The organism is Streptomyces sp. NPDC102360 (genome assembly GCF_044766085.1).
GTDB lineage: Bacteria > Actinomycetota > Actinomycetes > Streptomycetales > Streptomycetaceae > Streptomyces.
In genome coordinates this window covers 288386-303930 of record NZ_JBIWLG010000005.1, presented here as the reverse complement: position 1 = coordinate 303930, position 15545 = coordinate 288386, and the positions used below count along the sequence as shown (strand labels likewise).

Sequence of the window (15545 nt, the reverse complement as noted above, 5' to 3'; positions counted from 1 at the left end):
AGTTCCCCCGCTCACACGGGAACTCCGCGGCGGCGCTTGTTCGTTGGCGAAGCGGCAGCACCAGGACCGGATATCACCGAAAGAAAGAACGGACCCCGCCGTTCCCGCGCACTGTGACGTATGGCACGATGCTGGCCACCCCCACCGGCACAGCCCTCACAGGAGACGCTCCTCGTGCAGCAATCCGCCGTCCCGGAACTGGCGCACACCACCACACGACCCATCCACTGGCTGGCCACCGCGACCGCCCTCGCCGCTGTCGTCGCGGTCTCCGGCTTCCTCAAGCCGGGCTCCGCCACCGCGGCCCAGGCCGACCACAAGGCCCCCGCGGGCAAACCCGCGGCCGTCGCTCCGCCCGACCCCGCCGCCGTCCACTTCCCGCTCGACTGCGGGCCCGTCAAGACCGCTGTCGTCCAGAAGACCGCCGGGGACCTGGACGGCGACGGACGCCCGGAGACGGTCGCCGTCGTCCGCTGCGACGCCGGCGTCGGCACACCGCCCAGCGGCATCTACGTCGTCACACAACCCGCCGGCGCCAAGCCCCGCGTCGTCGCCACGCTCGTCACGCCCAAGGACAACTACTCGGCGACCGCGCTCGCCATACAGGACGGATCGGTCCTCGCCGACCTGGACGGCTACTCCTCGGACTCCGTGCCCCGCTACCGCCCGGACGTCCACGAGAAGGCCAAGTGGCAGTGGCAGGACGGGGCGTTCGTCCGCTCCACGCCCTCCGAGGCCCGCGCCGCCTGACACCGCACGCAACGGGCCCCGCCCGCCGGAACACCGGCGAACGGGGCCCGTCCGTCTACGTAGAGTGAGAAAAATTCCCTCGAAGTTACTCGGCGTCAGGGCCGTGCACCTCGACCCTGTCCGAAACCCGCCGCACATGGATGCAGTCGCCCGGACACTCCTTCGCCGACGCCACCACATCCGTGAGAAGCGGAAGCGGCACGGGCGTTGACGCGCCCACGTCCTGCAGCAGCTCGTCGTCCGCGCTCTTCACATACGCCAGACCGTCGATGTCCAGCTCGAAGACCTCGGGGGCGTACTGCGCGCAGATGCCGTCCCCGGTGCACAGATCCTGGTCGATCCACACCTCCAGCGGAACGCTGCTCTCAGTGTCGGATCCGGCCTCTTGCCGCACGGTCATGTCTCCTGCGCTTTCCTGCGTCGCGGCCCCCGAAAATCTCCTTCAGAGGAGCAAGTCGGGCCAAGCCTGACGGGTGTTGAACGCTTCGACCCTACAACCGGCCGCTTTCCGATGTTGTTGGGTGGGTATTCCCCTGGCGTGAGGGAGAGCGCAAGGGTGAAGATCGGACACACCCCATCGTCTTTTTGATCTAGGGGTTTCAATCGACACCCGCCCAGGTAGGGTCTGGAAGCGTCCAGCTCCCCTTGGAGGAGGTGAGGACCGTGGCAGCCCACGACGACGACATCAACCGCGGCATCCGCCCGGGACGAGGGTCCGAAGACCCCGCCGGGCAGGTTGCCTATCTCGAGCAGGAAATCGCCGTCCTGCGGCGCAAGCTCGCCGACTCTCCGCGGCACACGAGGATTCTCGAAGAGCGGATCGTCGAACTGCAGACAAACCTGGCCGGCGTGTCCGCCCAGAACGAGCGGCTCGCAGGCACACTCCGTGAGGCCCGCGACCAAATCGTGGCCCTCAAGGAAGAAGTCGACCGGCTCGCACAACCACCGGCAGGCTTCGGAGTCTTCCTCTCGGCCAACGAGGACGGCACCGCCGACATCTTCACCGGCGGCCGCAAACTCCGCGTGAACGTGAGCCCAAGCGTCGAACTCGAAGAGCTCCGACGCGGCCAGGAACTCATGCTCAACGAAGCGCTCAACGTGGTCGAGGCCATGGAGTTCGAGAGCGTCGGCGACATCGTCACCCTCAAGGAAATCCTCGAGGACGGCGATCGAGCCCTCGTGGTCGGGCACACCGACGAGGAACGGGTGGTACGGCTCGCCGAGCCGTTGCTGGACGTCACCATCCGCCCCGGCGACGCCCTACTGCTCGAACCCCGATCCGGCTATGTCTACGAAGTCGTACCGAAGAGCGAAGTAGAGGAACTCGTCCTCGAAGAGGTCCCGGACATCGGCTACGAGCAGATCGGCGGCCTGGGCAACCAGATCGAACTGATCCGCGACGCGGTCGAGCTCCCCTACCTCTACCCGGACCTCTACAGGGAGCACGAACTGCGGCCGCCCAAGGGCGTCCTGCTGTACGGGCCCCCCGGATGCGGTAAGACCCTGATCGCCAAGGCAGTGGCCAACTCCCTCGCCAAGAAGGTCGCCGAAGTGACCGGCGTGGCACAGGGCAAGAGCTACTTCCTCAACATCAAGGGTCCCGAACTTCTCAACAAGTACGTCGGTGAGACCGAGCGGCAGATCCGCCTCGTCTTCCAGCGCGCTCGTGAGAAGGCCAGCGAGGGCACCCCCGTCATCGTCTTCTTCGACGAGATGGAATCCCTCTTCCGCACCCGAGGCTCCGGCGTCAGCTCGGACGTGGAGAACACCATCGTCCCGCAGCTCCTCGCCGAGATCGACGGCGTCGAAGGCCTGCAGAACGTGGTCGTGATCGGTGCCTCCAACCGCGAGGACATGATCGACCCGGCCATCCTGCGGCCCGGACGACTCGACGTGAAGATCAAGATCGAGCGCCCGGACGCCGAAGCGGCCAAGGACATCTTCGGCAAGTACCTCACCCAACGCCTGCCCCTGCACCTCGACGACCTCGACGAGCACAGCAGCGACCGGGCGGCCACCGTCCACGCCATGATCCAGACGGCCGTGGAGCAGATGTACGCCGAAACCGAGGAAAACCGCTTCCTCGAGGTGACGTACGCAAACGGTGACAAGGAAGTCCTCTACTTCAAGGACTTCAACTCCGGCGCAATGATCGAAAACATCGTCGGCCGCGCCAAGAAGATGGCCATCAAGGCCTTCCTCGAACAGAACCAGAAGGGACTCAGGGTCTCCCACCTCCTGCAGGCTTGCATCGACGAGTTCAAGGAGAACGAGGACCTGCCCAACACCACCAACCCGGACGACTGGGCCCGAATCTCCGGCAAGAAGGGCGAGCGGATCGTCTACATCCGCACCCTCGTCACCGGAAAGCAGGGCGCGGACACCGGACGCTCCATCGACACGGTGGCGAACACCGGTCAGTACCTGTAAAAGACAGGGCGGCTGCGGGTGCCCCGAGCGGGTACCCGCAGCCGACTGTTTTGCGGCAGCACGTCGCGGCACACGACAGGAACCGACCACGCGACCACCCGCTCGAAAGCGGAGCGAATCCAATGACGCAAATGATCTCCCCACCAGCGCAAAGGCGTTCTAGGCTCTGCTATGCCGCCGAGTCGCGCAGTGCGGGGACGGGCACCGCACACGCACCGGAGAACCAGCGGTACTTGAGCGGCGCCCCCGACCGAGGGCGCTGCCGGGCAAGGAGGGCCGCATGACCGTACGGCGAGTAATGGGCATCGAGACGGAATACGGGATCTCCGTCCCCGGCCACCCCAACGCCAATGCCATGCTCACCTCGTCCCAGATCGTCAACGCCTACGCGGCGGCGATGCACCGGGCCCGCAGGGCCCGCTGGGACTTCGAGGAAGAGAACCCGCTGCGCGACGCCCGAGGCTTCGACCTCGCCCGCGAAGCCGCCGACTCCAGCCAGCTCACCGACGAGGACATCGGCCTGGCCAACGTCATCCTCACCAACGGCGCGCGCCTCTACGTGGACCACGCACACCCCGAATACAGCTCACCAGAGGTCACCAACCCCCGCGACGCCGTGCTCTGGGACAAGGCCGGCGAGCGCATCATGGCCGAGGCCGCGGAGCGGGCGGCCCAGCTGCCCGGCGCCCAGCCCATCCACCTCTACAAGAACAACACCGACAACAAGGGCGCCTCCTACGGGACGCACGAGAACTACCTGATGAAGCGGGAGACCCCCTTCTCGGACATCGTGCGCCACCTGACGCCCTTCTTCGTCTCCCGCCAGGTCGTCACGGGCGCCGGCCGGGTGGGCATCGGTCAGGACGGCCACGAACACGGCTTCCAGCTCAGCCAGCGCTCGGACTACTTCGAGGTCGAGGTGGGCCTCGAGACCACCCTCAAGCGCCCGATCATCAACACCCGCGACGAGCCGCACTCCGACGCGGAGAAGTACCGCCGCCTGCACGTGATCATCGGCGACGCGAATCTGTCGGAGATCTCGACCTACCTCAAGCTCGGCACGACGTCACTCGTTCTGTCCATGATCGAGGACGGCTTCATCGCGGTCGACCTGGCCGTGGACCAGCCGGTCCGCACCCTCCACCAGGTCTCCCACGACTCGTCCCTCCAGCACCTGATCACGCTCCGTAGCGGCCGCACCCTCACCGCTGTGCAACTCCAGATGGAGTACTTCGAGCTCGCCAGGAAGTACGTGGAGGAGCGCTTCGGCTCCGACGCGGACGACCAGACCAAGGACGTCCTGGCCCGCTGGGAGGACGTACTGGGGCGCCTGGAGTCGGATCCCATGAGCCTGTCCGGCGAGCTCGACTGGGTCACCAAGCTCGAGCTCATGCAGGGCTACCGGCGCCGCGACAACCTCGAATGGGACGCCGCCAAGCTGCACCTGCTCGACCTCCAGTACGCCGACGTACGGGCCGAGAAGGGCCTCTACAACCGCCTGGAGGCGCGCGGCAAGATGAAGCGCCTCCTGGACGAGACCGAGGTCGAGAACGCCCGTACGAAGCCGCCGGAGGACACCCGCGCGTACTTCCGCGGACGCTGCCTCGAGCAGTACGCGGACGACGTCGCGGCGGCCTCCTGGGACTCGGTCATCTTCGACCTCCCCGGCCGGGACTCGCTCCAGCGCGTCCCAACCCTGGAACCCCTTCGCGGAACGCGGAACCACGTGAAGGAGCTCCTGGACAGGTGCCGCACGGCCGAGGACCTGGTCCGGGTGCTGTCCGGCCAGTGACGGGCGTCCGATCCACCGATGATCAATCACGGATCCGGGGCTGAAAAGTCGGTGGCAGGGGAATCACAGAGGTGGGCCCCGCACGTTGCACCAAGTGCGGGGCCGATGTCAGAGCCGACGCGTAGGGTTCTGATCACGAACGACCTGAGCGAACCACGTCGTCCACGGCGTGGATGTCGAACCGAGCGGGGTGAGCTGGACATGGCAACCAAGGACACCGGCGGCGGACAGCAGAAGGCGACGCGCTCCACCGAGGAGGTCGAGGAGCAGGAGGTCGACGAGCAGTCGACCGAGGACCTCAAGGAGCGCCAGGAGAAGCTGAGCGATGACGTCGACTCGGTTCTGGACGAGATCGACGACGTACTCGAGGAAAATGCCGAGGACTTCGTGCGCTCATTTGTGCAGAAAGGCGGGCAATAGCGGACATGTCGGGCGCGACTGGCAAGCAGTGCACGAAGTGCACGCGGGTGCTGTCACTGGTCTCGTTCGCGGCCGACAAGAACCGTCGGGACGGGCTTCAGGTGTGGTGCCGGGAATGCGTCGCGGAGTACAGCGCCGCGCATTATCGGCGCCGCCAGGAAGCCCGTGGCAAGTCCGTCCGCGTCAAGGTGGACGTCCCGGAAGGGCACAAGCTGTGTCGTGCGTGCGGTGAGATCAAGCCGCACGCTGACTGGCACCGCAACGCGAGTGCGTCTGACGGGTTGTCGACCAAGTGCAAGGCGTGCCGAGCGATCCAGGGTCGGCAGGACCACCTCAAGCGCAACTACAACCTCACGGAGGCCCAGCGCGACGAGATGGTCGCCTCTCAGATGGGTATCTGTGTGATCTGCCTGAATGCCCCGGCAGTACATGTGGATCACTGCCACGAGACGGGTAGTGTCCGTGGCGTACTGTGCTTCAACTGCAATTCGGCCATCGGCAAGTTGGGGGATGACCCCGGCACCGTCCGTCGGGCCGCTGCCTACTTGGAAGGAAACGCGTGGAAGCCAACCCTCGTAGCACCGGGCGTCTACCGGCTGCCTTCCTGACGCCGGGATCCTCGTCCTTCATGGACTTCCTGTCCGAGCATCAGCCCGAAATCCTGCCGGGCAACCGGCAGTTGCCGCCGACGCAGGGCGTCATCGAGGCCCCGCACGGCACGACCATCGTGTCCGTCTCGTTCCCCGGTGGCGTGGTGCTGGCCGGTGACCGTCGGGCCACGATGGGGAATGTGATCGCGCAGCGCGACATCGAGAAGGTCTTCCCGGCGGACGAGTACTCGGCCGTCGGTATCGCCGGCACCGCCGGTCTGGCCGTCGAGATGGTGAAGCTCTTCCAGTTGGAGCTCGAGCACTTCGAGAAGGTCGAGGGTGCGCAGCTGTCGTTGGAGGGCAAGGCGAACCGGTTGTCGACCATGATTCGGTCGAACCTCGGCATGGCCATGCAGGGGCTGGCCGTGGTGCCGCTGTTCGCGGGTTACGACGTGGATCGCGAGAAGGGCCGGATCTTCTCGTACGACGTCACGGGCGGCCGCAGCGAGGAGCACGGCTTCGCCGCCACGGGTTCTGGTTCGGTGTTCGCGCGTGGGGCGATGAAGAAGCTCTACCGCGAGGATCTGACGGAGGAGCAGGCGACGACGCTGGTCATCCAGGCGTTGTACGACGCCGCGGACGACGACTCGGCGACGGGTGGCCCTGACATGGCGCGGCGGATCTTCCCGATCGTCACCGTGATCACGGACGACGGGTTCCGGCGGCTGTCGGACGACGAGTCGTCGGAGATCGCCCGTGCGATCCTCGAGCGGCGTCTGGAGCAGCCGGACGGTCCGCGGGCCGCTCTGCTCTGAGCCGGCCGCTTCTTTTGGTTGCCTACTCATCGAGCCCCTGAGAGTCACTGACAGAAAGGGACGGATAGCCGGTGTCGACGCCGTTCTATGTCTCACCCCAGCAGGCGATGGCCGACCGCGCGGAGTACGCGCGCAAGGGCATCGCTCGCGGTCGCAGCCTTGTCGTGCTGCAGTACGCCGATGGCATCGTGTTCGTCGGCGAGAACCCGTCCCGTGCTCTGCACAAGTTCAGCGAGATCTATGACCGGATCGGTTTCGCGGCCGCCGGTAAGTACAACGAGTACGAGAATCTTCGGATCGGTGGTGTGCGCTACGCGGATCTGCGGGGGTACACGTACGACCGTGATGATGTGACGGCTCGTGGTCTGGCGAATGTGTACGCGCAGACGCTGGGCACGATCTTCTCCAGCGCGGGGGAGAAGCCGTACGAGGTGGAGTTGGTGGTCGCCGAGGTCGGGCAGTCGGCCGAGGGTGATCAGATCTACCGGCTTCCGCATGATGGGTCGATCGTCGACGAGCACGGCTCGGTGGCGGTCGGTGGCAGTGCGGAGCAGATCAGTAATTACCTGGATCAGCAGCACCGGGACGGTATGACGCTGTCCGAGGCGTTGAAGTTGGCGGTGACGGCGCTGTCGCGGGACACCAATGGGGGCGAGCGGGAGATTCCCGCGGAGCGCCTTGAGGTGGCGGTCCTGGACCGTACGCGGCCGCAGCAGCGGAAGTTCAAGCGGATCGTGGGGCGGCAGCTGTCGCGGCTGCTCACGGCCGAGGGGGCTGCCGCGACGACGGAGGCCGAGTCGGATGCGGTGTCCGACGACGAGGGTCCTTCAGAGGACGAGTAGCAGCGCCTGGCGCGTCGTGTGCCCCGGCCGGTTGTCGAACCGGTCGGGGCACACGTGTGTGTCAGGGGCGGGGTGTGGCCGGGCCCGTGGAGCCGCGCACGATCAATTCGACCGGAAGCGGGGTGGTTTCGGCTTCGCGGTCGTCGAGGACGGCGAGCAGGGCGTGCATGCCGTGGGCGCCGACCTCCTCGGCGGGCAGGCGCACGGTGGTGAGTTCGGGTTCGATCGCGGTGGCGAGGGAGAGGTCGTCGAAGCCGGTGACGGAGAGGTCGTCGGGGATGCGCAGGCCCATCCGGCGTGCGGCCTTGTAGGCGCCGGCGGCGAGTTTGTCGTCGTCGCAGACGATGGCGGTGGGTTCGGTGATGCCGGAGGTGCGCAGCGCGGTTTCGGTGGCGGTGACGGCGTCCTCGACGGTGAGGGCGGAGCGGACGGTGCGCACGGTGGTGTCCGGCAACTGTGCGGTGCGGGCGGCGAGTTCGCGGGCGCGGACGTCGAAGGTCCAGGACCGGACGGCGGAGGCGAGGTGCAGGAAGTTGCGGTGGCCGTGGGCGATGAGGTGGTCGGTGATCTGCCGGGTGCCGTCGGCGAGGTCGAGGTTGACGGTGGTGGCGCCGGGGCTGCCCGTGGGGTCGCTGTCGAGCATGACGAGGGGGATGGGTGGGGTGTCGTCGCCGCGCAGGGCGGTGAGGGCGTCGGCGGCCATGGAGGAGGCGAGGATGCCGTCGAGTGCGGCGCGGGCGGAGGGGAAGGGGTCGCGTGCAGGGCCGATGCCGTCGGGTGAGGGGTAGAGGATGACGCCGAAGTCGTGCTGTGCCGCGACGCGGGCCGCTCCGGTGTAGACCCCGGCGAAGAACTCGTTGGTGAGTGCGGGGACGACGAGGAGGGCGGTGCGGGTGCGGCCGGTGCGGAGGTTGCGGGCCGCGAGGTTGGGGCGGTAGCCGAGCCGCTCCGCGGCGGCGCGTACGCGTTCGGCGGTGGTCTCGGAGACGCGGCCGCGCCATTTGCCGCCCATGACGAGCGAGACGGCGGCCTGGGAGACGCCGGCGGCTCGGGCGACGTCCCTGCTGGTGGGGCGGGCGGTCGTGGTGCCGTCCGGGCCGCTGGTCACTGGTGCCTCCGTAGGTGTCGTCCAGGGGTCCCGACGTTAGCGGGTGGCTGTGTCCGCCGGGCACGTGGTACGTATAACGCCGAGACGTTATACGTAAAACTTCAGGGCGGGGGCGGGGCGATGGCCGCGGGTTATGCGGAGATCCTCAGGGCGCGGCACGCGATGCGGCTGCTCACGGGGACCCTGGTGGGCAGGCTGCCGAACGCGACGGCCCCGATCGCCGTCGTGCTCTTCATCCGGGCGGAGGGCGGCACGTACAGCCTGGCGGGCGCGCTCGCGGCGGTGTACGGGGTGGCGAACGCGATCGGGCAGCCGCTCCTCGGGCGCCTCGTCGACCTGCGGGGCCAGCCGATGGTGCAGCTGCCGGCGGCGGTCCTGTCGGGACTCGCGATGACGGTCTTCGCGTTCGCCGGGATGGACTCGCTGCCGTTGGCGTACGCGGCGATGGCCCTGGCCGGACTGTTCACGCCGCCGTTGGAGGGCGGTCTGCGCGCGTTGTGGCCGAGTGTGCTGGCGCGCGAGGAGCAGGTGCACACGGCGTACGCGATGGACGCGATCGCGCAGGAAGTCATGTTCACCGTCGGGCCGTTGCTGGTGACGTTGTGCGTGTCGCTGTGGTCGGCGCAGGCCGCGCTCGTGGTCGTCAATGTGATCGGTGTGCTCGGTGCGCTCTCCGTGGTGCTGTCGAAGCCTTCGCGCGCGTGGCGTTCGGCTCCGCGCGAGGCGCACTGGCTGGGCGCGTTGCGCTCGTCGGGGCTGCTGGTCCTGCTCGTCGCCTTCCTGTTCATCGGCACCGCGCTCGGTTCGATCACCGTGGCGGCGATGTCGTACGCGGAGGGCCGGGGCGGCGACGCGGTGTACGGCTGGTTGATGGCGGCGATCGGGTTGGGCGCGCTGGTGGGCGGCAGTGTCTACGGGGCCCGTCAGTGGAGTGGCGCTCCGGAGCGGCGACTTCGGTGGCTGGTGGCTCTGCTGGCCTTGTTCTACGTGCCGTTGGTCCTGATGCCGGGGCCGGTCGCGATGGTGGCATTGACGGCGGTGGCGGGGGTGTTCCTGGCGCCGTGCCTCGCGTGCGCGTTCATCGTCGTGGACCGGCATGCGCCGGCCGGCACGGTGACGGAGGCGTTCTCGTGGCTCGTGACGACGTTCATGGTCGGCTCCAGCGTGGGAACGGCCGTGGCGGGCCCGGTCGTCGAGTGGGCCGGCACGCGGTGGGGGTTCGCCGTTCCGGCCGCCGCCGGTGCGCTTGCGCTGGTCGTCCTGGTTTCAACGGCTCGGGTCCTTGCGGAGCCGCGCACGTCCGGGCGTGTCGCGCGCTCGTCGGAAAATGATCCAAACCGTGCCGTCGAACCCCGTTTCAGCTCGGGGGATCGGGCGTAATGTTCAGTCATGGACCGCCGCATTTTCGGGCTGGAGAACGAGTACGGCGTCACGTGTACGTTTAGGGGACAGCGCCGCCTGTCTCCTGACGAGGTGGCGCGGTACCTCTTCCGCCGTGTCGTGTCATGGGGCCGCAGCAGCAATGTCTTTCTGCGGAACGGTGCCCGCCTTTACCTCGATGTCGGGTCGCATCCGGAATACGCAACTCCCGAATGTGACAACGTGACCGAGTTGGTCACGCACGACAAGGCGGGCGAGCGCATTCTGGAAGGCCTGCTCGTCGACGCCGAACGCCGCCTGCACGAGGAGGGGATCGCGGGCGACGTATACCTGTTCAAGAACAACACCGACTCGGCGGGTAACTCCTACGGCTGCCATGAGAACTACTTGGTGGCGCGGCACGGGGAGTTCTCGCGACTCGCGGACATTCTCATCCCCTTCCTGGTCACAAGGCAGTTGCTGTGCGGCGCGGGCAAGGTGCTGCAGACTCCGCGCGGCGCCGTGTACTGCGTGAGCCAGCGTGCCGAGCACATCTGGGAGGGCGTCAGCTCCGCGACGACGCGTTCCCGGCCGATCATCAACACCAGGGACGAACCGCACGCGGACGCCGAGCGCTATCGCCGTCTGCACGTGATCGTCGGCGACTCGAACATGTCAGAGACGACGATGCTGTTGAAGGTCGGCGCGACCGACCTCGTCCTGCGCATGATCGAAGCGGGCACGGTGATGCGGGACCTCACCCTGGAGAACCCGATCCGGGCGATCCGCGAGGTGAGTCACGACATCACGGGCCGCCGCAAGGTGCGGCTCGCCAGTGGCCGGGAGGCCTCGGCTCTCGAGGTGCAGCGCGAGTACTACGAGAAGGCCGTGGACTTCGTCGATCGCCGGGGGATCCGCACCGGCACCGTCGAGCAGGTCCTCGAGCTGTGGGGCCGCACGCTGGATGCCATCGAGTCCGAGGACCTGGACCGGGTGGGCACCGAGATCGACTGGGTCATGAAGTACAAGCTCATCGAGCGTTATCGCGCGAAGCACAACATGACGATGTCGCACCCGAGGGTCGCGCAGATAGACCTCGCGTATCACGACATCCACCGGCAGCGCGGTCTCTACTACCTCCTGGAGAAGAAGGGCCAGGCCAAGCGGATCTGCAACGACCTGAAGATCTTCGAGGGCAAGTCGGTGCCGCCGCAGACCACGCGCGCGAGGTTGCGCGGTGACTTCATTCGCCGTGCCCAGGAGCAGCGCCGTGACTTCACGGTCGACTGGGTGCATCTGAAACTGAACGATCAGGCGCAGCGCACGGTGCTGTGCAAGGACCCGTTCCGCAGTGTGGACGATCGGGTGGAGAAGTTGATCGCCGGTATGTGATCCCCGGTATGTGGGCGCACACGCTGAGCAATCCGGCCAGGGGCCTCGTACGAATCATTCGTACGAGGCCCCTGGCCGTCCCCTTGGAATGACTTGGATTGACAGGGGGAGGGCCTAGAGTGGCCGGACCCTATTCGAGCGACTTGAGGACCACTGTGCGACGCCGACTTGCAGCTCTACTGATCGTGCCGGCACTGGCGCTGACCGCGACGGCTTGCGGCAGCGATGACGGCAAGAAGGATTCGGCGGACAAGGCCGACTCGTCGTCCTCCTCGCCGAAGGGGGCCGCGGTGCCGAAGGCGGTCGACAAGGCCGACCCGATGCCGAAGGTGTCGGGGGCGTACGGCAAGCAGGCGAAGATCGCGCTGCCGAAGGGTGACCCGAGCGACAAGTTCGTCGTGCACACGGTGTCCCAGGGTGACGGTCCGGCGGTGAAGAAGAACGACCTGGTGTCGATGAACTTCACCGGGAAGGTCTGGAAGGGCGGCAAGGACCTCGGTTCCACGTACGGCTCGCAGGGTGGTGGCGACCAGATGGTGACGGCGGGCGCCGAGGGTCAGCTTCCGGCGTTCGCGCAGGCCGTGCTCGGGCAGAAGGAGGGCAGCCGGGTCCTCGTCGTGGCGCCGCCGGCCGCGGGCTTCGGCAGCCAGGGCAACCAGCAGGTGGGCATCAAGGGCTCGGACACGCTCGTCTTCGCCCTGGACGTCGGCAAGGTGATCCCGAAGAAGGCCACGGGCAAGCAGGCCTCGATCCCGTCGAACCTGCCGCAGATCCAGGCCGACAAGGAAGAGCCGGCGACGATCTCGATCCCGAAGAGTGACCCGCCGAAGGATCTGGTCGACAAGGTCCTGATCCAGGGCAAGGGTGCCGAGGTCAAGAAGGGCCAGACGGTCACCATGCAGTACAGCGGTGCCGCCTGGAAGATCAACGAGGGCAAGAAGAAGGCCGCGCTGTTCGACTCGTCCTGGAAGAGCGGCCAGCCGTTCACGACGCCGATCGGCGGCGGCCAGGTCATTAAGGGCTGGGACAACGGGCTCGTCGGCAAGCACGTCGGTGACCGGGTGCTCCTGGTGATCCCGCCGGAGCAGGCGTACGGCAAGAAGGCGCAGGGTAAGACGCTGCCGGCCAATTCGACGCTGGTCTTCACGGTCGACGTCCTCGCGGCGCACTGAACCGTCGCACACCGCGTCGGGCAAGATGGCAGACTGTCCCGGTTGCAGAGCAGTCAACAAGCAGGAGCGCTTCACGTGAACATCGACAAGCCCGAGGTCGACTTCCCGATCGGTGACGCACCGACGGACCTCCAGATCGAGGAGATCTGGGAGGGCGACGGCGCCGAGGCCAAGGCCGGCGACTTCGTGAAGGTCCACTACGTGGGTGTGGCCTTCTCCACCGGCGAGGAGTTCGACGCCTCCTGGAACCGGGGCAACCCGCTGGAGTTCCAGCTCGGCGCCGGTCAGGTCATCGCGGGCTGGGACAAGGGCGTGCAGGGCATGAAGGTCGGCGGTCGTCGTCGGCTGACCATCCCGGCGCACCTCGCGTACGGCGACCGTGGCGCCGGTGGCGGCCGCATCGCCCCCGGCGAGACGCTGATCTTCGTGTGTGACCTGATGGGTGTCTGAGTCAGTCGCACTCCGACCGCGAGCGGTCAACCGAAGGCCCATGCCGCCTGGCATGGGCCTTCGGCTTTTGCCAGGACACCCCCGAGCGGTACGGTCGTCCGTCGGGAGTCATCTTCAGAAAGGGCGTCGATGGCGATTGCCAAGGCCGAGCGGCTGATGAATCTGGCGCTGTGTCTGCTCGGGACGCGGCGCCCGCTCAGCAAGCGCGAGCTGCGCGGCTCCATCGAGGCCTACCTCGAAGCGGGCAGCGACGATTCCTTCAACCGGATGTTCGAGCGCGACAAGGACGATCTGCGCGAACTCGGCCTGGTCATCGAGACCGTGGAGAACCTGGACGGCGAGGTCGGTTATCTGGCCGGCCGTGACAGCAACCGCCTGCCGCCCGTCACACTCGACGCCGAGGAGGCCGCCGCCCTCGGCCTCGCCGCGAAGGTGTGGCAGCAGGCCCGCCTCGCGGGAGCGGCGAGCGGAGCTCTGCAGAAGCTGCGCGCGGCCGGGATGCCCGAGGACGTCGACCCGTACGAGCGCCATGGCGCCCTCGAACCCCGTATCCCCGCGCACGAGGCGTCCTTCGAGCCGCTGATGCTGGCCTGCCGCGACCGGCGCCCCGTCGTCTTCGACTACCGCAAGGCCACGGCCGCCCGCCCCGAGCAGCGGCACGTCGAGCCGTGGGCCCTGGAGTGCTGGCGCGGCCACTGGTACCTCGCGGGCTGGGACCGTGACCGGCAGGCCGAGCGGGTCTTCCGGCTGTCCCGGATCACCGGCAAGGTGCGTTCGCGCGCGGCTCAGTTCAAGGTGCCCGTGCCGGACGTGGTGACCGTGCGGGAGACCGTCGCGAGCTGGGCGGGGGAGACCGCCGACCGTTCCGCGCTGATCAGGCTGCGGGTGGGCGCCGGCTACCCGCTGCGCGCCAAGGCCGCCTCCGTGCGCGAGCTGGGCGACGGCTGGGACGAGGTGGAGGTCCCGTACGGGCACGGGCTCGACGCCTGGCTCGTGGAGTTCGGCCCTGACGTGGTGGTGCTGGAGCCCGCCGAGCTGCGGGCCGATGTCGTGGACCGGCTGCGCGCCGTGGCCAAGGGCTGAGGGGGAGTACGGACAAGCATGGCTTCCAACGCCATTGACCAGACCCGGCGGATGTTGTCCCTGGTGACGTATCTGCGCGAGCGCCCCGGCGCGCGCGTGGAGGACGTCGCGCGGGCCTTCGGCATCACCGAGGACGAGCTGATCTCCGACCTGGATGTGCTGCCGCTGTGCGGGACGAGCTTCCGCGGCGGCGATCTGCTGGACATCGACACCGACGGCGACCGCATCTGGTGGCACAACCCCGACGATGTCGCGGAGCCGCTGCGGATCGCCGCCGACGAGGCGACCGCGCTTCTCGTCGCGGCCCGCGCGGTGGCGACGCTGCCGGGGCTGCGGGAGAGCGACCGGCTCGCACTGCTGCGGGCGACCGCGAAGCTGGAGGCCGCGGCCGGTGAGGTGGCCGGCGCCAGCGCGCGCCTGAGCGTCACGTTCGAGTCGGAGGGCGGCGTCTTCGCGGATGTCGACCGGGCGATCTCGGAGCGGCGCCGGCTGTGGATCCGCTACTACTCGCCCGCCCGTGACGAGGTCACCGAGCGGGAGATCGACCCGATCCGGCTCGTGAGCGTGGGCCACACCTACGTAGAGGCGTGGTGTCGTCGTTCGGAGGCGCGGCGGACGTTCCGGCTCGACCGGGTCGCCGAGATCAAGGTCCTGGACGAGCCGTCGGCGCCGCCGGAGGTCGAACTGCGGGATCTGTCCGAGGGCCTTGTGCAGCCCGCGGCCGAGGACCCCGAGGTGGTCGTCGAGGTCGGTCCCGGTGGCCGCTGGGTCGCCGAGTACTACCCGCACGACAGCGCCGAGGAGTTGCCGGACGGCGGGCTGCGGATCACGCTGCGCACGCCGGAACCGTCCTCGCTGCGCAGGCTCGCGCTGCGGCTCGGTCGGGACGGGCACATCGTCGCGCCCGCCGAGTTGGCGACCAGCGCGCGGGACGCGGCGCGCGAGGCGCTCGTGGCGTACGACGGGGCGGCGTGAGGGAGTTGGACGCGCCCCCGGATCCCCGACGACGTATCACGACGTACGGTGCACAACGGACAAATGGTGTGAGGTGCGTGACATGACAGGTGTGGCCGGATTCACTGACATCGCCGAACTGCCCGCCACGGCGTCCACCGTCGCGCCCGTCGTCTTCAGGGCCGCCTGCCCCGACTGTCGCGCCCGCTTCGAACTGGCCGCGACCGCGATCCGGTTGGCGATCGGGGGCAGCAGTCGCACCACGTTCTACTCGTTCACCTGCCCCGAGTGCGAGACCTCGGTGCGCAAGCCCGCCGGTGAGCGCATCATCGAACTCCTCACCGGTGGCGGGGTGCGCACGCTGCGCCTCCACCAGACCGTCTAGGCT

The 15545-nt window shown here is 68.0% G+C and carries 16 protein-coding genes; 14 read left to right on the top strand and 2 right to left on the bottom strand.

The genetic code is table 11. The features are described 5' to 3' along the window. The first annotated feature begins 174 nt into the window (after positions 1-174). Entirely contained in the window at positions 175-750 is a 576-nt protein-coding gene (locus tag ACIRHA_RS22305) for a hypothetical protein (RefSeq protein WP_403848358.1), read from the top strand. Between the two features lie 85 nt (positions 751-835). Here ACIRHA_RS22305 and ACIRHA_RS22300 read toward each other — a convergent pair whose 3' ends face one another. Further along, complete coding sequence (locus ACIRHA_RS22300) at positions 836-1150, bottom strand: ferredoxin (RefSeq protein WP_403848355.1); 315 nt, start codon at positions 1148-1150, stop codon at positions 836-838. A gap of 263 nt (positions 1151-1413) precedes the next feature. Between ACIRHA_RS22300 and arc the strand changes: the two genes are divergently transcribed. From arc to prcA, 6 genes are all read left to right on the top strand, one after another. Next, the gene (gene arc, locus ACIRHA_RS22295) at positions 1414-3180 is read left to right on the top strand and encodes a proteasome ATPase (protein WP_403848352.1); all 1767 of its coding nucleotides are present in this window, start codon (positions 1414-1416) and stop codon (positions 3178-3180) included. 280 nt (positions 3181-3460) lie between these two features. Next, positions 3461-4972: a depupylase/deamidase Dop gene (gene dop / locus ACIRHA_RS22290; RefSeq protein ID WP_403848349.1), complete on the top strand. Its 1512-nt coding sequence runs from the start codon at positions 3461-3463 to the stop codon at positions 4970-4972. A gap of 201 nt (positions 4973-5173) precedes the next feature. Beyond that, positions 5174-5392, top strand: coding sequence for a ubiquitin-like protein Pup (locus tag ACIRHA_RS22285; protein ID WP_306319237.1), 219 nt, complete (start codon positions 5174-5176; stop codon positions 5390-5392). Positions 5393-5397: 5 nt separating this feature from the next. Further along, on the top strand, positions 5398-6000 hold the full coding sequence (locus ACIRHA_RS22280; RefSeq protein ID WP_403848346.1) for an endonuclease VII domain-containing protein: 603 nt from the start codon (positions 5398-5400) through the stop codon (positions 5998-6000). Then, positions 5952-6797 carry a proteasome subunit beta gene (prcB, locus tag ACIRHA_RS22275; RefSeq protein ID WP_403848344.1) on the top strand — a complete coding sequence of 282 codons (846 nt, stop codon included), beginning with the start codon at positions 5952-5954 and terminating at the stop codon, positions 6795-6797. The genes ACIRHA_RS22280 and prcB overlap by 49 nt, the downstream gene beginning before the upstream one ends. 71 nt (positions 6798-6868) lie before the next feature. Further along, positions 6869-7639, top strand: a complete 771-nt coding sequence (prcA, locus tag ACIRHA_RS22270; RefSeq protein ID WP_403848341.1) for a proteasome subunit alpha — start codon at positions 6869-6871, stop codon at positions 7637-7639. A 61-nt stretch (positions 7640-7700) separates the two neighbouring features. On the opposite strand, the gene ACIRHA_RS22265 is transcribed toward prcA, so the two are convergent. Then, positions 7701-8747: a LacI family DNA-binding transcriptional regulator gene (locus ACIRHA_RS22265; RefSeq protein WP_403848338.1), complete on the bottom strand. Its 1047-nt coding sequence runs from the start codon at positions 8745-8747 to the stop codon at positions 7701-7703. A 120-nt stretch (positions 8748-8867) separates the two neighbouring features. Here ACIRHA_RS22265 and ACIRHA_RS22260 point away from each other — a divergent pair, with 120 nt between their 5' ends. The 7 genes from ACIRHA_RS22260 to ACIRHA_RS22230 all read left to right on the top strand — a co-directional run bounded on the left by ACIRHA_RS22260 (position 8868) and on the right by ACIRHA_RS22230 (position 15542). Next, positions 8868-10127 carry an MFS transporter gene (locus tag ACIRHA_RS22260; RefSeq protein WP_403848336.1) on the top strand — a complete coding sequence of 420 codons (1260 nt, stop codon included), beginning with the start codon at positions 8868-8870 and terminating at the stop codon, positions 10125-10127. A 9-nt stretch (positions 10128-10136) separates the two neighbouring features. Next, the gene (gene pafA, locus ACIRHA_RS22255) at positions 10137-11498 is read left to right on the top strand and encodes a Pup--protein ligase (RefSeq protein WP_351337432.1); all 1362 of its coding nucleotides are present in this window, start codon (positions 10137-10139) and stop codon (positions 11496-11498) included. 155 nt (positions 11499-11653) lie between these two features. Beyond that, complete coding sequence (locus ACIRHA_RS22250) at positions 11654-12670, top strand: FKBP-type peptidyl-prolyl cis-trans isomerase (protein WP_403848333.1); 1017 nt, start codon at positions 11654-11656, stop codon at positions 12668-12670. A 75-nt stretch (positions 12671-12745) separates the two neighbouring features. Beyond that, positions 12746-13120: an FKBP-type peptidyl-prolyl cis-trans isomerase gene (locus tag ACIRHA_RS22245; RefSeq protein ID WP_389279417.1), complete on the top strand. Its 375-nt coding sequence runs from the start codon at positions 12746-12748 to the stop codon at positions 13118-13120. A gap of 129 nt (positions 13121-13249) precedes the next feature. After that, positions 13250-14203: a helix-turn-helix transcriptional regulator gene (locus tag ACIRHA_RS22240; protein ID WP_403848330.1), complete on the top strand. Its 954-nt coding sequence runs from the start codon at positions 13250-13252 to the stop codon at positions 14201-14203. Positions 14204-14221: 18 nt separating this feature from the next. Beyond that, positions 14222-15178, top strand: a complete 957-nt coding sequence (locus tag ACIRHA_RS22235; protein ID WP_403848328.1) for a helix-turn-helix transcriptional regulator — start codon at positions 14222-14224, stop codon at positions 15176-15178. A gap of 82 nt (positions 15179-15260) precedes the next feature. Further along, on the top strand, positions 15261-15542 hold the full coding sequence (locus ACIRHA_RS22230) for a hypothetical protein (protein ID WP_403848326.1): 282 nt from the start codon (positions 15261-15263) through the stop codon (positions 15540-15542). Positions 15543-15545: the final 3 nt, after the last annotated feature.